This is a genomic window from Rhodoferax sp. WC2427, assembly GCF_040822085.1.
Classification (GTDB): Bacteria; Pseudomonadota; Gammaproteobacteria; order Burkholderiales; family Burkholderiaceae_C; genus Rhodoferax_B.
Map to the genome: position 1 here is coordinate 3,738,872 of NZ_CP162006.1, position 18,748 is coordinate 3,757,619.

Annotated in this window: 14 protein-coding genes; 7 read left to right on the forward strand and 7 right to left on the reverse strand. The window is 58.5% G+C overall.

Translation table 11 applies throughout. The annotated features are described in order from the left end of the window. Window positions 1-2: 2 nt before the first annotated feature. Genes prsT through AB3G31_RS17415 form a run of 4 tightly spaced genes read right to left on the reverse strand, consistent with a single transcriptional unit; the run spans window position 3 to window position 7,601 of the window. A complete protein-coding gene (gene prsT / locus AB3G31_RS17400) occupies window positions 3-2,777 on the reverse strand; it encodes an XrtA/PEP-CTERM system TPR-repeat protein PrsT (RefSeq protein WP_367847331.1) in 2,775 nt (924 codons plus the stop codon). A 25-nt stretch (window positions 2,778-2,802) separates the two neighbouring features. Continuing rightward, window positions 2,803-4,164: a PEP-CTERM-box response regulator transcription factor gene (gene prsR / locus AB3G31_RS17405; protein ID WP_367847332.1), complete on the reverse strand. Its 1,362-nt coding sequence runs from the start codon at window positions 4,162-4,164 to the stop codon at window positions 2,803-2,805. Then, the gene (gene prsK / locus AB3G31_RS17410; RefSeq protein WP_367847333.1) at window positions 4,161-6,266 is read right to left on the reverse strand and encodes an XrtA/PEP-CTERM system histidine kinase PrsK; all 2,106 of its coding nucleotides are present in this window, start codon (window positions 6,264-6,266) and stop codon (window positions 4,161-4,163) included. The genes prsR and prsK overlap by 4 nt, the downstream gene beginning before the upstream one ends. Before the next feature lie 39 nt (window positions 6,267-6,305). Continuing rightward, the gene (locus AB3G31_RS17415; RefSeq protein WP_367847334.1) at window positions 6,306-7,601 is read right to left on the reverse strand and encodes a TIGR03013 family XrtA/PEP-CTERM system glycosyltransferase; all 1,296 of its coding nucleotides are present in this window, start codon (window positions 7,599-7,601) and stop codon (window positions 6,306-6,308) included. A gap of 467 nt (window positions 7,602-8,068) precedes the next feature. Here AB3G31_RS17415 and AB3G31_RS17420 point away from each other — a divergent pair, with 467 nt between their 5' ends. The 7 genes from AB3G31_RS17420 to AB3G31_RS17450 all read left to right on the forward strand — a co-directional run bounded on the left by AB3G31_RS17420 (window position 8,069) and on the right by AB3G31_RS17450 (window position 14,933). Further along, window positions 8,069-9,265: an FAD-dependent monooxygenase gene (locus AB3G31_RS17420; RefSeq protein WP_367847335.1), complete on the forward strand. Its 1,197-nt coding sequence runs from the start codon at window positions 8,069-8,071 to the stop codon at window positions 9,263-9,265. 219 nt (window positions 9,266-9,484) lie between these two features. Next, window positions 9,485-9,775 carry a co-chaperone GroES gene (gene groES, locus AB3G31_RS17425; RefSeq protein ID WP_295951957.1) on the forward strand — a complete coding sequence of 97 codons (291 nt, stop codon included), beginning with the start codon at window positions 9,485-9,487 and terminating at the stop codon, window positions 9,773-9,775. A gap of 51 nt (window positions 9,776-9,826) precedes the next feature. Further along, window positions 9,827-11,479: a chaperonin GroEL gene (gene groL / locus AB3G31_RS17430; protein ID WP_367847336.1), complete on the forward strand. Its 1,653-nt coding sequence runs from the start codon at window positions 9,827-9,829 to the stop codon at window positions 11,477-11,479. A 332-nt stretch (window positions 11,480-11,811) separates the two neighbouring features. Next, complete coding sequence (locus AB3G31_RS17435) at window positions 11,812-12,372, forward strand: isochorismatase family protein (protein ID WP_367847337.1); 561 nt, start codon at window positions 11,812-11,814, stop codon at window positions 12,370-12,372. Further along, a complete protein-coding gene (locus tag AB3G31_RS17440) occupies window positions 12,369-12,983 on the forward strand; it encodes a DJ-1/PfpI family protein (protein ID WP_367847338.1) in 615 nt (204 codons plus the stop codon). Before AB3G31_RS17435 ends, AB3G31_RS17440 begins: the two co-directional genes overlap by 4 nt. Further along, window positions 12,965-13,960 carry a GlxA family transcriptional regulator gene (locus AB3G31_RS17445; protein WP_367847339.1) on the forward strand — a complete coding sequence of 332 codons (996 nt, stop codon included), beginning with the start codon at window positions 12,965-12,967 and terminating at the stop codon, window positions 13,958-13,960. Before AB3G31_RS17440 ends, AB3G31_RS17445 begins: the two co-directional genes overlap by 19 nt. Before the next feature lie 163 nt (window positions 13,961-14,123). After that, entirely contained in the window at window positions 14,124-14,933 is an 810-nt protein-coding gene (locus AB3G31_RS17450) for a GntR family transcriptional regulator (RefSeq protein WP_367847340.1), read from the forward strand. A gap of 54 nt (window positions 14,934-14,987) precedes the next feature. Here the strand turns inward: AB3G31_RS17450 and pgi are convergent, their stop codons facing one another. The 3 genes from pgi to AB3G31_RS17465 all read right to left on the reverse strand — a co-directional run bounded on the left by pgi (window position 14,988) and on the right by AB3G31_RS17465 (window position 18,727). Then, entirely contained in the window at window positions 14,988-16,556 is a 1,569-nt protein-coding gene (gene pgi / locus AB3G31_RS17455; RefSeq protein WP_367847341.1) for a glucose-6-phosphate isomerase, read from the reverse strand. 25 nt (window positions 16,557-16,581) lie between these two features. After that, on the reverse strand, window positions 16,582-17,529 hold the full coding sequence (gene tal / locus AB3G31_RS17460) for a transaldolase (protein ID WP_367847342.1): 948 nt from the start codon (window positions 17,527-17,529) through the stop codon (window positions 16,582-16,584). Window positions 17,530-17,680: 151 nt separating this feature from the next. Next, the gene (locus AB3G31_RS17465) at window positions 17,681-18,727 is read right to left on the reverse strand and encodes an ABC transporter ATP-binding protein (RefSeq protein ID WP_367847343.1); all 1,047 of its coding nucleotides are present in this window, start codon (window positions 18,725-18,727) and stop codon (window positions 17,681-17,683) included. Between the last annotated feature and the right edge of the window lie 21 nt (window positions 18,728-18,748).

Sequence of the window (18,748 nt, forward strand, 5' to 3'; positions counted from 1 at the left end):
AACTATAAGCTCTTTAATGCAGCATCAACCTCTGCTTGAGCCGAGAACTTATCACCCAATTTTGTCAAATCATCCAGCAGCACCTTGGCCTGTTTTTTATCTCCGGATTTTATATAAATTTTCGCCAAATTCAATTTAAAAACAGGATTTTCGGGTTGCAATGCAATTACCTTATTCTGTAATTCAATGGCTTTTGCAGAATCACCTTTTTCTGACAACAGCATGGCCAAAGTATCCATAAATGCCGGTTGGTTAGGCGCCAGTTTATTGGCCTTCTCAGCATAAGCAATCGCGCTATCTTTTTTAAGCTGCCCGCTAATCCAAGCCAAGTTGTTGAAGGCAACCGCATTGTCAGGCTGGGCCTGGGCAACAATCGCATAGAATTTTTCTGCGTTAAAAAAATCTTTTTTCGCCAGGGCTGCATCGCCCAAATAGGTGACGAACTGCACATCCTTGGGGTGGTCTTTCATCCAGGACGTCGCAAATTTATCCGCTTCTGCTTTTCTATCTGATGCATTTAAAACTGCATGAATCTTTGTAGCAGGCTCCAGCGCAGTGGATTGCTTTAGCCCTGCCCGGTAGGCCGCCAAAGCGTCATCCCACTTCTTTTGTGCAACATTCACGTCGCCTTCTAACACATAGCCCGCTATTTCCTTGGGTCTCTGTTTCTGTATGGATCGTGCGATCTCAACAGCTTTTGGATACCGCTCCGCAGACATATTCAACATAATCAAATTGGATTGTGCCTCAATCGAATCTGGCTTCAACTCCAACACCTTGTTGAGAGCCTGCTCTGCCGCTGCTGTGTTTTTGGCGGCCATGTTAGCGCCCGCAAGACGCATCAAGGCCGGTATCGATTGTGGTTGCAAGCTGACAAGCTTGGTATAAGACAATATCGCTTGGTTGGTATCACCCGATGCAAGTTGTGAACGGCCTAACGCATCCAAAACCTCCATGCTATCGGGCAATACCGTGGCGGCATTTTGGGCTGCAGAAAATGCTGCTTTATTATCTTTATTTCTTAAATAAAAATCGACCAACAAAATCCGGGGGCCTACTTCGGAGGGATTAGCGGCTATCGCTTTATTAATAGACTCCGCGATCTCTTCCTTCGTACCGCCTAGACGAGCCCGCAATTCAGCTAACGCGAGAAGAGCTTGGTTATTTTTAGGCTCCTTAACCAACAAAGCTTCCAATCGTTTTTTTGCATCTTCAGGTTTTTTCTCAAAAACATCCAATCCGGCCAGACTGGCAATAGCTGGAAAATATGTTGGATTAATTGCAACGGCTTTTTCGAAATTTTTACGGGCATTCACATAATCATTTTGAGAAATCTGAATTTTTCCACGCAAATTAAATACAAAAGGATTATCCGGCTGCTTTTTCTCCATTCCGTCAATGGCTTTGAGCGCTTTATCAAAATCTTGCCTACGCAAATGTGCACTGATCAATGCAAGATTAGCCGATATACCTTGATCCGACGCAGCAATGTCATCCAATTCATTGAACGCAGAGGCTGTCTCACCTTCCATCATTCGAACCAATGCCACCGAAGTACGTTTTCTGCCGTCTTTAGGATCCAACTTAGAGGCCTTGGAAAAATATTCACCAGCTTTCTTGATATCACCGTTTTGCAAAAATACTTCGCCTGCGATCGAATACAGAGCGGTATCAATTGGCTCCTGTGCAAGTCCAGGACGCAATGTCGCGAGAGCCTTGTCTGGCTGCCCCATACGCAGGTATGTCATCACTAGGAGTCGACGCGCTATTGTCAAAGCAGGATTAATAGTAACCGCTTTGCTTAAATAAATTTCAGCCTGCAAGAATGAATTTAATTGAAATTCAATCAATCCTGCTGACTGCAAACCAACAGGATTATCTGGTGAAATCTTCAAAAGTTGCTGAGCCAAAGACCGCGCCGTCAAAAAGTCTTTCTTCTGATAAGCCAACTGCACTTCAAAATATTTAGTTTGTGGATTTTTATCCGCAAACTTCTTCAAAGCATCTAATTCTTTTTGCGCATCATCCAGTTTCTCCTGCTGAAACAGGACAGTTAATGCCCCAGCATACCCTGGTATATAATTACTTTTAACTTCAGTCGATTTTTTATATAACGACAATGCAGCATCGAGGTCTTTTTTTCCAAAAAGAAGAATATCGCCCTTCATCTTGAAGGCTTCAGGATTCTCGGGATTCTTGGCGATAACAGCATCAATCAACGACAAAGCTGCTGAAAAGTCCCCTTTCGCAGCAAGATCACGAGACTTAATGATCAGTGCATCGGGATTTTCCGGCTCAAATGAAAGAGCAGAATTCAATGCGCTTTGCGATAAATCGGAAAGTCCTTGAGCTGCATACGCTTTACTCAATGATATTTGTAAATTAGCTTTTGCAGCCGTTGATTGCAACTCAGTCTTGGAAAAGTCCTCTGTTATTTTTTTAAATTTTCCCTGAAAAAGCAATGATTGCGCTAATTTCGGCACAATCAAGTCATCAAGGTACTTTAAACGACGGGACTTATCAAACTCTATTTCTGCAGCGGCAGGATCACCCGAAGCCAAAAGCGCAGAACCCAGCAAAAATCTGGCTTCCGGCAAGTTCGGGTCAGCTTGTAGAGCATTTTTAATTTGGATAATGGCCGTTTTTTGGTCATTTTTCTCGAGGCTGGTCTTGGCAGCAGCGATTAAGACCTCGGGTTTTTCATCTCCGCATGCAGACAAAAGCCCCGCCGCAATCAATACGGGCAGAAGCTTATGTAGAAAAATAGTTTTTTTCATTTTTTTATCTCAAAATAAATATGAATTATTTCAAACCAAGGCGATGCATCAAATCATATAGTGTGGGGCGACTGACGCCCAACAATTCGGCTGCTTTGACAATATTTCCATTGACGCGCCCAAGAGCTGCAATGACGGCGTTTTTTTCCGCTGTGTCGCGCACCGCTCTCAAATCCAGTGACTTGTCGGATATCTCAGAAGACTGTGACTCCAAGCCTATATCTTCGGGAAGAATCTGATTACTGTCGGACATAATTACTGCCCGTTTGATGCAGTTTTCAAGCTCCCGGATGTTTCCGGGCCAATTGTGCTGCTCGATCAGGCGCACACTTTCTTCGCTCAAATTCAACGAACCTCTATTTTGCTCCCGGGCAAAGCGCCGTACAAATGCAAATGCCAATAAAGCTGCATCGCCTTTGCGGGCGCGCAAAGGCGGGATATTGATGACGATTTCAGCCAATCGGTAGTACAAGTCCTCGCGGAAGCGACTCTCTTTGCTGAGTGCTTTCAGGTCTTGGTGGGTGGCGCATACGATCCGTACATCTACCGGTATCTCTTGGCGCCCGCCCACACGCTCGATGGTGCGTTCCTGGATGAACCGCAGTAACTTGGCCTGCAACGAAAAAGGCAGGTCCCCGATTTCGTCCAGCATTAGAGTTCCGCCGTTGGCCAACTCGATTTTGCCCAACGTGGTTTTGGCGGCACCTGTAAATGCGCCTTTTTCGTAACCAAAGAGTTCGCTTTCCAGTAGATTTTCGGGAATGGCGGCGCAGTTGATAGCCACGAATTTCTCGTTTTTACGCGCCGATGCCTGGTGCAGGCCCCGCGCCAGCACCTCTTTACCCGTTCCGCTCTCACCCAAGAGCATGACGGTGGCGGTGGTATTGGCGACTTTTTCAATCGTGCGGCAAACCCGAAGCATTTCTGGATCGCGGGTAATCAAACCCGTGAGGGCATCCGGCTGGTACATGGACTGCAAGCGCCGGTTTTCCTTCTGCAACTCGAACATCCTGAAGGCGCGTTCGATGGTCAGATTTAGCAGGTCGGGCTCGAACGGCTTTGCAAAAAAATCATAGGCTCCTAGTGCCACAGCGCGCAATGCGTTCGCCTGGTCGTTTTGGCCCGTCAACACAATCACCTTGGTGTCCGGCTCCACGGTCAGGATCTGCTCTAACAAGCGAAATCCTTCGGCCACACCGTCCGCGTCAGGCGGCAATCCCAGGTCCATCGTGACGACTGCCGGACTGTGTCTACGCAGTTGCACCATGGCGCTATCGCGGTCATGGGCGGTAACTGAGTCAAATTTGTCCACAGACCATTTGATTTGTTTTTGAAGGGCCAAATCGTCTTCCACGATCAAAAGTGAACGTACTGCATCTAAGCTCATGAGGTACCCAATATGTGAAGATCTGACCCCTGATGGACCTCAAACAAAGGCAATAAAAGCGTCACCAGCGTTCCTTTATTTAGCGCACTATTCACGAGAATCTTGCCTCCTAATTCCTGTACGTACTGAAAGCTTTCATAGGCACCAATGCCCATTCCGGCTTGCTTGGTTGTTTGAAAGGGTTTGAAAAGGCGCTCCTGGACAAATTCCTCGCTCATTCCCTGCCCGGTGTCTCCAATCTCTATGCGAGCTTGGCCGTTATGCCGATCCAGCGTGAGCCATACACGGCCGGAAGGGTCCGTGGCATCGAAAGCATTTTGCACAATGTGACCAATGATCCGCTCGAGGCGCTCTTCGTGGCCCCTTGTGACAATTCTGTCAGTCTGCGTTACCTCAAGGTGGCGGCCCCGCTTGGAGGCGACCAGAGAAATACCTTGCACGATGGCACCCAAGTCCACACCTACTGCCGTCCCTGGAGGCGTGGCACCTTCTCTCAATTGAAGCATCAGCTGCCGCATTCTGTCCAAGGAATTTTCAACGGTCATCAGCATGTCTTGCTGAAACTCCGGATTGGCGTGCAGGCGTTTGGCGTTTTTCAACATCAACGACAGCTGGGTCACGATATTTTTAAGGTCGTGCACCACAAAAGCCGACATGCGGTTGAATGCATCAAACTTGCGAACCTCCAGCAAAGCTTCGGTCGCCCGCATCTGGGCCAGATAGCTCGCCGCCTGGCGACCGGCGGTCTTAAGCAAATCGTTGACCTCCCAATTCACCTCGATATTGGTGCGGGCACGGGCAAGAATGACAAAACCGATCAGTTCACCACCTGCCGTCAAGGGAACGATCAGCCAAGCCTGCGTGACATCTTGCAGCCACACCGGCAGCACCAGGTCACCATAGCGCTTGGAAAACGAGCGGTACTCCTCCAGATTGATCACCCAACCACTGCGCACCAGAAACTGACAAAACGAAGACTCCGCATCTTCCTTTACCGAAGTCGCCGCTAGGTTCCAGTGGGCCGTCTGGCGAAATGACGATTCGCCAGTGCTTTTCATCCATAGACCACCGCCGGGGCTGTCAAGCATATCGGCCAGTGCACGAATCACCTGTTGCCCCATGTCCTGGGGGGCATTGTTGCTGGACAGTGTCTGTGTGAATTTAAGCCACTCTTCTCGGTAGTCGTACCGGTAGCGGAAAAAGTGCTTGCCGACAAGCACCCTGAGTTTGGCTCGGAAAGAACCCGACAAAGCCAACACCATCAACGCAATCAAGGCAGAAAACACCACTCCTACCTGCAGGGCACGCCCCCATTCACCACCAAAGTACCGCACGTAGTAACCCACGGCAGAAATGAAAATCAGATAGGCACCGGCCACCAGGAGGGTCGCGGAATGGAAAGCTGCCTTTTGGGATATCCGGATGCTGGAAATCCAGTCGCGACGGCGGGTGGTGGAGAGCAGCAATAACAAAACCATCAATGCGTGCACCGCTCCGCGTACGCTCAGGGCGTCTCCATCCAGGTGCTTAAATAAAACCGCTTGCGAGTACAAATACAGGTCAAACAAGAACAAGCCGGCCAGCCCCAAGCTCAAAGGTTTGACGTTCCAGCGTGAATCCTCGGTCACATTGCGGTAGATCTGCTCCAACAAGACCAGCGCCAAGACCGGAAGGGCCATGGCACACATCAACGCTATCGCCCGCATATCGCCCATAGCGGAAAAACCAAATGGTGCAAGCGTCTGTGTGGTCAGGCTCAAAACCACCAAGACCCCGGACATCATGGGCAGCCAAGCCATCCCGGGAGGCAGCTTTCCGTCTCGGCTGGAACGACATAGGGCCAGCATGAATCCAAACCAACAACCGTAGCGCAGTACATCGGCCAGATTGCCCAGCAACAGCCACCACAGATTGACGATGGACAAAAGCTGGCACGCACCCCACAAGGCAGAGAAAACAACCGCAAACAGCAGATACAAGGCGGATTTGTTTCTGGGTGCGCTCGCGGCCCCCATCGCCAACAAGCGCAAAGCAAAACCCAGGTACGCCAAACCCACCAGGGCGTAGCCTGCGAAGGTCAAAGACAAGGTTTGTTTGTCCATAGATTCATACCGCGTGCGGCACCATCTGTATGGAGCACCTCAGCGTGCACCTTTTGCCATCAGCACGACGCCAACGGTTTCAAACAAGATGACGATGTCCAAAAACAGCGAGTGGTTCTTGACGTAATACAGGTCGTATTGCAACTTTTCAGCCGAATCCTCCAGCGTGGCACCGTAGTGGTAGCGTACTTGGGCCCAGCCCGTCACACCAGGTTTGACGCTTTGCCGGACCGCGTAGTAAGGAATCTGGCGGGTCAACTGGTCGACAAAGTAAGGCCGCTCGGGTCGTGGCCCGACCATACTCATATCGCCATTGAGCACGCAAAACAACTGTGGCAATTCGTCGATACGCACCTTGCGGATGAATTTGCCGACCTTCGTGACACGGTCATCCTTGGCGGCAGCCCAGCGGGGTGTGCCGTCTTTTTCGGCATCCGCACGCATGCTTCGAAACTTCACCACATTGAACAGCCGGCCATTGAAGCCCACCCGTTCCTGCCGGTAAAAGACCGGGCCCGGGCTTTCCAGTACCACCAACAGCATGGTGATGAGCATGATGGGCAGGCTGAGCAGAATTAACACCAAGGCGCTGAAAATGTCGAACAGGCGCTTCACCGCCGTACGCACCCCACCCTGGCTAAAACCGTCGCCAAAAATCAACCATCCGGCGTTTACCGAATCCAGACGGATCTGGCCCTTGGTTTTCTCAAAATGCGTGGCCACATCCACCACCCGCACGCCGTGCAGCTTGCAATCCAGCAGTTCGCGCAAGGGCATGCTGCCGCCCCGGCGCTCTACCAGTGCCACCACAATTTCATCCACTTCCAGCTCGAGCGCGGTATCGGTCAAAGACTTGTGCTTGGACAATATCCCCCAGGCCGACACCTCGGACTCCGCCTCGTTCGGGCTGGCGTAGTAGCCCACCACATCCACATGGGGATCTTCATTCTTGAGGGTCTTGCCTACCAACGCCGCACGGGGCCCCGTGCCAAACACCAGCACCCGGTGGCGCATCATGGACTGTGGCATCGAGTGGACCACGTACACCCGGTGCAATACCACCACCACGAAGCCGACCATCGCGGCCATCGCGAGGGTTTCGCGGCTGGTGGAGCTTTGGGGGAACAGGGAAAACACGCCGTATGTCAGTGGCAATGCCAGCACCAGGGACAACACCGCACGCGCACGCGACTGGTTCAACGAGCGGTTGTGGATGCGCTGGTAGAAGCCCACAGCCGAATTGATCACCAGCATGCCCAGCGACAGCAAACTAGCGTGCCCCAACAGGGAAACCACCGAGGTGAAATCCTCACCCTTCCAAATGGCTACCGTCAAAACGGCCAGAATAATCAGCCCCAGATCGAAAAAAATTTGCTGGAGCGTGCGCCGGTGCAAATAATGGCTGAATATTTTAATCATACCGGCCACCCAAAAGCTGAAATAACTCTACAACTCGGTCAATTAACCAGGGTTCAGTGTCTAAATTTTTTAGAAAACGCATCGAATATCGGTTGGTCTAATGGAATATGGTTTGAATATAAAGCGCATTTGACAGAATTTTTAAGTGCTTGGGCCCACTGCGATGAGCGGTAAATTTGGCTGGTGCATTATGGGCTTTTTTTGAGACGGAAATGGGACGCTAGGGTAAGCGCCCTAGCCACTTTTGTGGCCCAAACAAGGCATTGGTCACAAGGTAGGCGGGTTCCGGCCGGGCCAACCTAGAAGGTTGCAGCCCTGGGCGCTACAGGCTGGGCTTCGGCCTCAGCGCAGGAAACGCCCTTCGGGCGCGGCAAAATCGCTCCATGGTTCAACATTTACTGATTGCAGGCGCAGGTATTGGCGGCATGGCGGCCGCCTTGGCATGTTCCCGGGCCGGGTGGAATGTCCGGGTGTATGAGCGAGCAGCCGCCTTGAGCGAAGTGGGCGCAGGGGTCCAGATCGGCCCCAACGTCACCCGGTTACTGCACGGCTGGGGTCTGCAGGACGCACTGGCCGCAGTAGCCGCCTTCCCCCAGCATTTGGAAGTGCGCGATGCCTTGAGCGCCCGCGAATTGGGCCGTCTGACCCTGGGCACCGATATGCAGCAGCGCTACGGCGCACCCTACGCCACGCTACACCGGGCCGACCTGCTGGCCCTGTTGCACACCGCCGTACAACAAACCCCCACCCAGTTGCAGCTCGACCACGGCCTGCAGCATTTCAGCCAGAACGCTTCGGGTGTAGCAGCGCGCGGCAGCACAACGGAAGAAATCCGGGGCGATGCCCTGGTCGGTGCCGACGGCCTGTGGAGCCCCGTGCGCCAATGGCTGCTGCACGATGGCCCACCGCGCAGCACCGGCCACCTGGCCTACCGTGCTCTGGTGCGCCAGGCCGATCTGCCCCACGGCCTGCGGTCCCAGCACGTCACCGCGTGGCTCGGCCCGAATCTGCATGTGGTGCAGTACCCCGTGTGTAGCGGCGACTGGCTCAACGTCGTGGCCATCGTGCACGGCCAGCTCCCGCCGCAGCACAACAGTCTGGAGCACTGGGACCACAGCGCCAACGCCGCCGATCTGCGTGCCAGCCTGGCAGGCGTGTGCAACCCGCTGCAAGACCTGTTGCAGGCGGTGCCCTCCTGGCGCCTATGGGTGCTGTGCGACCGCCCGCCCATGTCTGGAGCCCACCAGCACGCACAAGGCCGGGTTGCGCTATTGGGCGACGCGGCCCACCCGATGCGGCCCTATCTGGCCCAAGGTGCAGGCATGGCCATCGAAGATGCCGCCGTGCTGGCCAGCGCGCTGCAGCCCGGTGCCGACGTCCCTGCCGCGCTGGCGCACTACGCCCGCCAACGCTGGCAGCGCAACGCACGCGTGCAGGCCCGTGCCATCCGCAATGGCCGCATCTTCCACGCCTCGGGTCTGGTGCGCTGGGGCCGGGACCGGGCCATGCAGCTGGGCGGTGAGCGCTTGCTGGATCTGCCCTGGCTGTACGGCACGGGCCAGAAGCTATCAAATCAATAGCTTCTCACGCCGATGGAATAAGCGCTGGTGGCCTATTTTCTTTAAATTCCGGATTTCGAAGGGCGCCTCCAGCGGCTGGCAACGGCCCCCGCCCGCATAGCATTTCTGGCCTTTGCCCTTGAAACGTCACAACTTGCCCTTATCATTAGCACTCGTAGGGGTTGAGTGCTAGCACCGACCCCACGCCCTTTTTTTACCGTTCCATTTTTAGGAGACTCCATGAACCTACGTCCTCTCGGCGACCGCGTGATCGTCAAGCGTATCGACAGCGAAACCAAGACCGCTTCCGGCATCGTGATCCCTGACTCGGCTGCTGAAAAGCCAGACCAAGGCGAAATCCTGGCTGTCGGCCCCGGCAAAAAGAACGACAAGGGTGAAATTTCCGCCCTGACCGTCAAGGTTGGCGACCGCGTTTTGTTCGGCAAGTACAGCGGCCAGACCGTCAAGGTCGAAGGCGACGAACTGTTGGTCATGAAAGAAGACGACCTGTTCGCAGTCGTCGAGAAGTAATTTCTCGCTTTCCAATCCATCCCCCCATTAACTGATTCCGGAGAAATTCTCATGGCAGCAAAAGACGTAGTTTTCGGCGGCGAAGCCCGCGCACGCATGGTTGAAGGCGTGAACATTTTGGCTAACGCAGTCAAGGTGACCCTGGGCCCTAAAGGCCGTAACGTGGTTCTGGAGCGCTCGTTTGGCGCCCCCACCGTGACCAAGGACGGTGTGTCCGTGGCCAAGGAAATCGAACTCAAAGACAAGCTGCAAAACATGGGTGCGCAGATGGTCAAGGAAGTAGCTTCCAAGACCTCCGACCTGGCTGGTGACGGCACCACCACCGCGACCGTGCTGGCCCAGGCCATCATCCGCGAAGGCATGAAGTACGTGGCCGCCGGCATGAACCCGATGGATCTGAAGCGCGGCATCGACAAGGCAGTGACTGCTTTGGTCGCCGAGCTGAAGAAGGCTTCCAAGGCCACCACCACCTCCAAGGAAATCGCCCAAGTCGGCTCCATTTCCGCCAACTCCGATGAATCCATCGGCAAGATCATTGCTGACGCGATGGACAAGGTTGGCAAAGAAGGCGTGATCACCGTGGAAGACGGCAAGTCGCTGGAATCCGAACTGGATGTCGTCGAAGGCATGCAATTCGACCGTGGCTACCTGTCGCCCTACTTCATCAACAACCCAGAAAAGCAAGCCGCTTTGCTGGACAACCCGTTTGTTCTGTTGTTCGACAAGAAGATCAGCAACATCCGCGAACTCCTGCCTACCCTGGAACAAGTTGCCAAGTCCGGCCGTCCTCTGCTGATCATCGCTGAAGAAGTCGATGGCGAAGCGCTGGCGACCCTGGTGGTCAACACCATCCGCGGCATCCTGAAGGTTGTGGCTGTGAAGGCTCCTGGCTTCGGCGACCGCCGCAAGGCCATGCTGGAAGACATCGCCATCCTGACCGGCGGCAAGGTTATCGCTGAAGAAGTCGGCCTGACCCTGGAAAAGGTCACCCTGGCCGATCTGGGCCAAGCCAAGCGCATCGAAGTGGGCAAAGAAAACACCACCATCATTGATGGCGCTGGTGCTGCTGCCGACATCGAAGCCCGCGTCAAGCAAGTTCGCGTGCAAATCGAAGAAGCTTCCAGCGACTACGACCGCGAAAAGCTGCAAGAGCGCGTGGCCAAGCTGGCTGGCGGCGTGGCCGTGATCAAGGTGGGCGCTACCACCGAGATCGAAATGAAGGAAAAGAAGGCCCGCGTGGAAGACGCCCTGCACGCTACCCGCGCTGCTGTGGAAGAAGGCATTGTGGCTGGTGGCGGCGTAGCTCTGCTGCGCGCCAAGCAAGCGGCTGGCAAGATCGAAGGCGCTAACGCCGACCAAGACGCCGGCATCAAGCTGGTGTTGAAGGCCATCGAAGCGCCTCTGCGCGAAATCGTCTACAACGCAGGCGAAGAAGCTTCTGTGGTGGTGGCAGCTGTGTTGGCCGGTTCGGGCAACTACGGCTACAACGCGGCCAACGGCACCTACGGCGACATGATCGAAATGGGTATTCTGGACCCAACCAAGGTGACCCGTACTGCACTGCAAAACGCGGCCTCCGTGGCATCGTTGATGCTGACGACCGAAGCCATGATCGCTGAGTCTCCAAAAGACGAAGCTGGTGCTGGCGGCATGGGCGGCGGCATGGGTGGTGGCATGGGCGGCATGGGCGACATGGGCATGTAATCCGGGGTCGCCGCGAAACGGGCGGCTGGGGGTGTTGCACCGTCTTGCCCTCCGGTAACGCTGCAAAGCGTTACCGGACACGGCTCTGCCACTGTCTACGACGATGCGCCTACCCAGCCACCCGTTGCGCGACGAGGTTGGCATCCCTGTTGTAAGACCGGGACCACAGCTTCCTCCAAACCCCGCAGAGTGCGAACTCTGCGGGGTTTTTTCATTTCCGATCCAGTTCATGGCTGAAAATGATCGAAACTGGGCTGATCGTGGATGGCTTGTGGGCCGCTCGTGCCCAAGAATAGAGCGCTAGCAACCACCACTACCCGAGGCCACACACTATGCAAACCTGTCTGATTTTGATCGATGCCCAAGAATCCTTTCGGCAACGCCCCTACTTCACCCCGGCCACGCTGCCCGGCTACCTGGCGAAACAAAACGCGCTGATCGACGGCTGCGTGGCGCGGGGCATTCCGGTCGTGCGCATCTTCCACGTCGATGGCCCCAAGACGGCCGACAACGCGTTTGCGGTCGAGTCCGGCCACATCCAGCCCATCGCGGGGCTGGCCGGGTTCGAACCTGCCGCCACGTTCACCAAAAGCCGCCACAGTGCGCTGGTCGGCACCGGGCTGGACGTGTGGCTGACCCAGCACGGCATCCGCCGCCTGATCGTCAGCGGCATCCGCACCGAGCAATGCTGCGAAACCACCACCCGCCACGCTTCCGACCTGGGCTGGACGGTGGACTACTGCCTGGAAGCCACGCTGACCTGGGACATGCAGCACCTGGACGGCACGGTACTGCCCGCCGCCGACATCATGGCCCGCACCGCCGCCGTCCTCACCCAGCGCTTCGCCCGCATCTGCACGGTGGAGCAAGCCCTGGCCGGAGCCGCCGCATGACACACCAAGTTGCCATCCTGGTCTTCGACGACGTGGAAGCGCTGGACTTTGCCGGGCCGTACGAAGTGTTCACCACCGCCAGCCGCGTGCATGGCCGCAGCCACCCCCACGACCCACCGCTGTTTGCTACACAATGCGTAGCGCGTCACGCTGATTCCATAAGCGCAAGGGCCGGATTACGCATTGTTCCTGACAGCACGTTTGCAGCCTGCACCACCACCGATGTGCTGGTCGTCCCCGGCGGTGTGGTCGATGCCGCCATAGCCTGCGAACACACCCTCGCCTGGATTGCCGCCACCGCCGCCACCGCCACCACCGTGGCCGCCGTCTGCACCGGCGCATTCCTGCTGGCGCGCAGCGGCGTGCTCACCCACGGCCCAGTCACCACGCACTGGGAAGACGTAGACGACCTGCAGCGCATGTTCCCGGCCCTGCAGGTGCAGACCGGCAAGCGCTGGGTGCAAAACGATGACCGGGGCCACATCACCACCTCGGCGGGTATCAGCGCGGGCATTGACATGTGCCTGCACCTGGTCGCCAAGTTGGCGGGCCACGAACTGGCCGCCCGCACGGCCCGGCAAATGGACTACGCATGGCAGCCCCAGCCCTGATCCAAGTTCATTTCGTGCTGCTGCCCAACAGCCTGATCCTCGACTGGGCAGGCCCGGCGGAAGCCCTGCGCATCGCCAACCAATGCCTGCTGGCGCAGGGCCAGCCGGAGCGTTTTGCGCTGCAATTTGTCGGGCCGGATGGCAGCACCGCCACCTCGGTCGGCGCGCAGCTCACCGGGCTGCAGCCCCTGCCCACCGCGCTGACCGCCCGCCCCGCCACGCCGCACTGGGTGGTATTGGTTGGCCTGCCCGGCGAAACAATAGCGGTCGACAACGCCCCGGCCCGCGCCGTGCTGCACTGGCTGCGCGGCCTGCGCCTGGTCACCCACCAACTGGAGCTGGTGACGGTGTGCGCGGGCACCCTGCTGGCGGCGCACGCCGGGCTGCTCAAGGGCCGCCGCGTCACCACCCACCACCAGCACCTGGATGAGCTGCGCGCCGTGGAGCCGCAGTGCGAGGTGGTGGCCAACCGGGTGTTTGTGGAAGACGCACCGGTCTACAGCAGCGCGGGCGTGACCACCGGCATCGACCTGGTGCTGCAACGCATTGCCGACACCTGCGGCGAACCCATCGCGGCGCAGGTCGCCCAGACCATGGTGGTGGCGCTGCGGCGCGGCCCGCACGACCCCGAGCTGTCGCCGTTTTTAAGCTACCGCAACCACCTGCACCCCGCCCTGCACCGGGTGCAGGATGCCGTCAGCCTGGACCCACGGGCGGGCTGGACGGTGCCACGCATGGCCGACATGGCCCACACTTCACCGCGCCACCTGACCCGCTTGTTCATGGAATACGCGCAAATTGCACCCTTGCAGTACCTGCGCCGCATCCGCCTGGCGGTGGCGCAGACGGCGCTGCAGTCGGGCCACAACGTCAACCACGCCGCAGAACTGGCGGGTTTCAGCTCCGATACCCAATTGCGCCGCGCCTGGCACCAATTGGGCTTGCCAGGGGCACCGTCGCAGGCCCGGCAACGCTGATCTGGCGGCCTGGCCAGAGTCACGCGGGCGACAAATCGGCCCGCGCAGGCCAGATTAGTCGGCAAAACCCCAAATATGTCGCGAACCCAAAATACACATATTGTTACGACTGGAACAAAATTGCCCGGCCAGCAACGCCGCTGGTATTTTTTGGACCTACCGAGTGAACAACCCGACGACACCCGCACGCGATGCCGCCGCCCTGGCCCTTCCCAAAGGTGCCGCTGCCAGCGGCATTCTGGCCAAACTCCGCCTGGACGCCACCACCTCGGAACCCTACTACCAGCAGCTCAAACGTCAGATCCAGAACCTGATCCACGGCGGCGACATTTCCACGGGCAGCAACCTGCCGTCCGAACGGGTGCTGGCCGAAGCGCTGGGCGTGAGCCGCACCACCATCAAACGCTGCTACAACGACCTGCGCCACGCGCGCCTGCTCAGCACCCATGGCCGGGGTGGCACCCAGGTACAGGCAGCGCAAAAAGACTACCACCCGATGGGCAAACTCAAAGGCTTCGCCGACGATATGCGCGAACGGGGCCTGGCCGCCAGCACCCAGTTGGTGACCCACGACGTGGTGCAGGACCGCATGATTGCGTCCATCTTCGGGCGGCCCTCGGTGAACAAGTTTGCCAAGCTGGTGCGCATCCGCCTGGCCGACGGCCAACCCCTGGCCCGCGAAGTGGCCTGGTATGACCTGGCCCTGGCCCCGCCCATGGCCGAATGGGATACCCGCGGCTCGGTCTACACCTTCCTGCAAGAGCGCTGCGGCCTGACCCTGACCACCGCCGAGCAAACTATCGAAGCGGTGATGAGCAGCGAAGCCGAAGCCAAGGCCTTCCAGTACGCCGCACCCTCGCCTTGCCTGCTGCTCAAACGCAAGTCTTTCAGCAGCGACAACAAGCTGGTCGAGTATGTGGAGAGCACCTACCGGGGCGAGGCCTACGCCTACCGCCTGAACCTGGCGGGTTAACGTTCAAAGGCTCGGGTCAACGCGACCCGCGCCCTGGCCGCACATCCACGCCCTTCACGACCGCAGCTTGGCCAACAGCCCTGCGGTCGAGCCGTCCAGCCCGGACACATCGCCCGACTGCAGGCGCGGCTCGATGTCCTTGGCCAGCACCTTGCCCAGCTCCACGCCCCACTGGTCAAAGCTGTTGATGCCCCACAGCGCGCCGCTCACAAACACCCGGTGCTCTTGCAGCGCAATCAGTGCGCCCAGGCTGGCGGGGGTCAGGTCGTCCAGCAGCAAGAAAGTGCTGGGGCGGTTGCCGGGGAAGTTGCGGTGGCCGCCTGCATCCACTTTGCCGACCATCAGCGCCTGGGCCTGGGCAACCACGTTGGACAGCAGGGTGTTGTGGTGGCCGGGCAGGCTGTGGCGGGCCTTCTTGACCGCGATGAACTCGACCGGCACCACATCGGTGCCCTGGTGCAGCATCTGGAAATAGGCGTGCTGGCCATTGGTGCCAGGCTCGCCCCAGAGCACGCAGGAGGTGCCAAACGGCAGCTTCTGGCCCTGCATGTCCACCTGCTTGCCGTTGCTTTCCATGTCCAGCTGCTGCAGGTAGGCGGGCAAGCGGCGCAGGGCGCTGTGGTACGGGGCGATGCTGCGGCTGGTGAAGCCGTGGAAGTTGCGGTACCACACGTCCAGCAGACCCAGGCGCATGGGCAAATTTTGCTCCAGCGGCGCGGTGCGGAAGTGTTCGTCCATGGCCTCGGCACCGGCCAGAAAGTCGCGGAAATGCGCCGCGCCGATGGCAATCGCCACCGGCAGGCCGATGGCCGACCACACCGAATAGCGCCCGCCCACCCAGTCCCAGAACCCAAAGGTGGTGCTGATGCCGAACGCGTTGGCCGCCGCCACATTGGTGGTGAGTGCGGCAAAGTGGCGCGCCGTATCAACGCCACCCTGCGCCTCGAACCAGGCCTTGGCCGAGCGGGCGTTGGTCATGGTCTCGGTGGTGGTGAAGGTCTTGGAGGCGATTAAAAACAGCGTGCTGTCGGGCTTGAGGCGCGGCAGCAGCGCAGCCAGTTCGTGGCCGTCCACATTCGACACAAAGTGCATGCGCTTGGTGGGCGTGGCAAACGCATCCAACGCCAGCGTGGCCATCAGCGGGCCCAGGTCGGAGCCGCCAATACCGATGTTGACCACGTCGGTGATGGCCGCGTCGGCCCGCGTGGTTTCGGCAAAGGCCAGCATCGCGTCCAAGGTAGCGTGCACCTCGGAAAAATCATTTTTGATAGCTGCTTGCGCTGGATTGGCGGGCGTGGGAGCACTTTTTCTTAACAAGAAATGCATCACCGCCCGGTCTTCGGTGGTGTTGATCTTGGCACCGGAAAACATGGCGTCGCGCAGCACTTCCACGCCGGTCTGGCGGGCCAGGTCGAACAGCAGGCTCTGCGTGGCCGCGTCGATACGGTTCTTCGACAGGTCGGCGAACACGTGGGGCGCGTCCTGGCTGAAGGCGGCAAAGCGACCCGGGTCGGCGGCAAAGGCGGTGCGCAAGTCCAGCGCCGCACCACTGGCAGCGTACTGGGCTTGCAGTTGCGCCCAGGCGGGCACGGTGTCACAACGGGGGCGGTGGAGTGCGTCCATTTTTGTCCTCTTGGGTCTTTTGGATTTAAGCGGCCAGCAGCAGTTTGTCGAGCTTGATGGCATCGGTGACGAAGCCGCGGATGCCTTCGGCCAGCTTCTCAGTAGCCATCGCATCCTGGTTCAGGGCGAAGCGGAAACCGGCTTCGTCCAGCGTCACTTCTTCCAGGTCCATGGCCTGGGCGGCTTGGGCATCCAGCGCGCGCGCCAGTGGAGCGTCGCTGGCGGCCAGCAGGGCCAGCAGGTCGGGGCTGATGGTCAGCAGGTCGCAGCCCGCCAGCGCGGTGATCTGGCCCACGTTGCGAAAGCTCGCACCCATGACTTCGGTTTGGATGCCAAAGCGCTTGTAGTAGTTGTAGATCTGCGTGACCGACACCACGCCGGGGTCTTTGGCTTCGGCCATGTCGGCCTCGACCCAGGCGGCACCGGCGGTCTTTTTGTACCAGTCGTAGATGCGGCCCACAAACGGCGAGATCAGCTGCACCTTGGCCTGGCCGCAGGCCACAGCCTGGGCAAAGCTGAACAGCAGCGTGAGGTTGGTGCGGATGCCCGCGCGCTCCAATTCGGCGGCAGCCTGGATGCCTTCCCAGGTAGAGGCCACCTTGATCAGGATGCGCTCCTTGGCAATGCCTTCGCTGGCGTACATCTCGATCAGGCGCTTGCCGCGGGCCACGGTGGCGGCGGTGTCAAAGCTCAGGCGGGCATCGACTTCGGTGGACACGCGGCCCGGCACGATGCTTAAGATCTCGCAGCCAAAGCGCACGATCAGGCGGTCGCACACCTCGTCGAGCGGGCGGCCCTTGTACTTGGCTACGGCCTCGGCCAGCAGCGGCGCGTAGTCGGGCTTTTGCACGGCCTTGAGGATCAGCGAGGGGTTGGTGGTGGCATCGGTGGGCAAGAACACACCCAACTGCTTGAAGTCGCCGGTGTCGGCCACCACGGTGGTGAACTGCTTGAGGGAGTCGAGTTGGGTCATGGTGTGCTTTCGTGTAACTTGGTTACAGAACCCAATAGAGCGCGGGGTTCCATCGCTGAAAACGGTTGCGCCATGGATGGCGCAACCTTCGATGGTACAAACAAAAAATGCCCAAAGTGTGAGTAAGTACCCGTGCGCAGCATCATTCGGGTTACGAAACCCCCACCACCGACACCCCATGGTCGGCCAGGCGCAGCACCACCTCGGTGCCCAGGGGCAGCACGTCGGCCAGATCGGGCGAGACCACGAAGATGCTGCCCAGCTCGGTGTCGAAGGTGTATTCAAAAAAGCTGCCCAGATAGGACGACTTGCGCAGCGTGGCCAGCATGCCCGGGCCGCCGTGGGTGATCAGCCAGGCCTCGGGGCGCACCGCCACCTTTACCGGGCCGGACGTGACGCCGGGACGCGGGGCCAGGCGCAGGGGCCCGAGCTGCACGCTGCCGTCGGCCGCCGCCTCGCCGGGGAACAGCATGGCCTCGCCCATGAAACCGGCCACAAATTCGGTCTGCGGGCGCTCGTACATGTCTTGCGGGGTGCCGCTTTGGGCGATCAGGCCCTGGTGCATGACGATGATCTGGTCGCTCACCGCCAGTGCCTCGCTCTGGTCGTGCGTCACATAGGCCACGGTGAGCTGCAGGCGCTGCTGCAGGGCGCGGATTTCTTCGCGCATTTCGCGGCGCAGCCGGGCATCCAGGTTGCTCAGGGGTTCGTCGAACAGCAGCACGGCGGGCTCCAGCACCAGGGCGCGGGCCAGGGCCACCCGCTGCTGCTGGCCGCCGGAGAGCTCGCTGGGCAGGCGCTCGTCAAAACCCACCAGGCCCACGTTGGTCAGCATGGCCTGGGCGCGGCGCAAGGTTTCGGGCTTGCCCACGCCGCCCATCTTCAGCCCATAGCCCACGTTGGCCAGCACGTCCATGTGCGGAAACAGCGCGTAGCTCTGGAACATCATGCTGACGTTGCGCTGCGCCGGGCCCAGCGTGGTCACGTCCTGGCCGTCCATGAAGATCTGGCCGCCGGTGGGCGACTCCAGCCCGGCAATCATGCGCAGCGTGGTGGTCTTGCCGCAGCCCGAGGGGCCGAGGATGGTGGTCAGCGAGCCCTTGGGCACCACAAAACTGATGCCCTTGACCGCCAGCGGAGCCGAAGGGTCGCTGCCGTAGCGCTTGGTGACGTTTTTGAATTCAATGCCGTGCTGCATGCGAAAAACCTGGTTGCTATT

What these genes read in the sequence shown, in the direction of transcription:
- prsT (WP_367847331.1), bottom strand. Translation starts at nt 2,777, where the DNA reads ATGAAAAAAACTATTTTTCTACATAAGCTTCTGCCCGTATTGATTGCG.
- prsR (WP_367847332.1), bottom strand. Translation starts at nt 4,164, where the DNA reads ATGAGCTTAGATGCAGTACGTTCACTTTTGATCGTGGAAGACGATTTG.
- prsK (WP_367847333.1), bottom strand. Translation starts at nt 6,266, where the DNA reads ATGGACAAACAAACCTTGTCTTTGACCTTCGCAGGCTACGCCCTGGTG.
- AB3G31_RS17420 (WP_367847335.1), top strand. Translation starts at nt 8,069, where the DNA reads ATGGTTCAACATTTACTGATTGCAGGCGCAGGTATTGGCGGCATGGCG.
- groES (WP_295951957.1), top strand. Translation starts at nt 9,485, where the DNA reads ATGAACCTACGTCCTCTCGGCGACCGCGTGATCGTCAAGCGTATCGAC.
- groL (WP_367847336.1), top strand. Translation starts at nt 9,827, where the DNA reads ATGGCAGCAAAAGACGTAGTTTTCGGCGGCGAAGCCCGCGCACGCATG.
- AB3G31_RS17435 (WP_367847337.1), top strand. Translation starts at nt 11,812, where the DNA reads ATGCAAACCTGTCTGATTTTGATCGATGCCCAAGAATCCTTTCGGCAA.
- AB3G31_RS17440 (WP_367847338.1), top strand. Translation starts at nt 12,369, where the DNA reads ATGACACACCAAGTTGCCATCCTGGTCTTCGACGACGTGGAAGCGCTG.
- AB3G31_RS17445 (WP_367847339.1), top strand. Translation starts at nt 12,965, where the DNA reads ATGGCAGCCCCAGCCCTGATCCAAGTTCATTTCGTGCTGCTGCCCAAC.
- pgi (WP_367847341.1), bottom strand. Translation starts at nt 16,556, where the DNA reads ATGGACGCACTCCACCGCCCCCGTTGTGACACCGTGCCCGCCTGGGCG.
- tal (WP_367847342.1), bottom strand. Translation starts at nt 17,529, where the DNA reads ATGACCCAACTCGACTCCCTCAAGCAGTTCACCACCGTGGTGGCCGAC.
- AB3G31_RS17465 (WP_367847343.1), bottom strand. Translation starts at nt 18,727, where the DNA reads ATGCAGCACGGCATTGAATTCAAAAACGTCACCAAGCGCTACGGCAGC.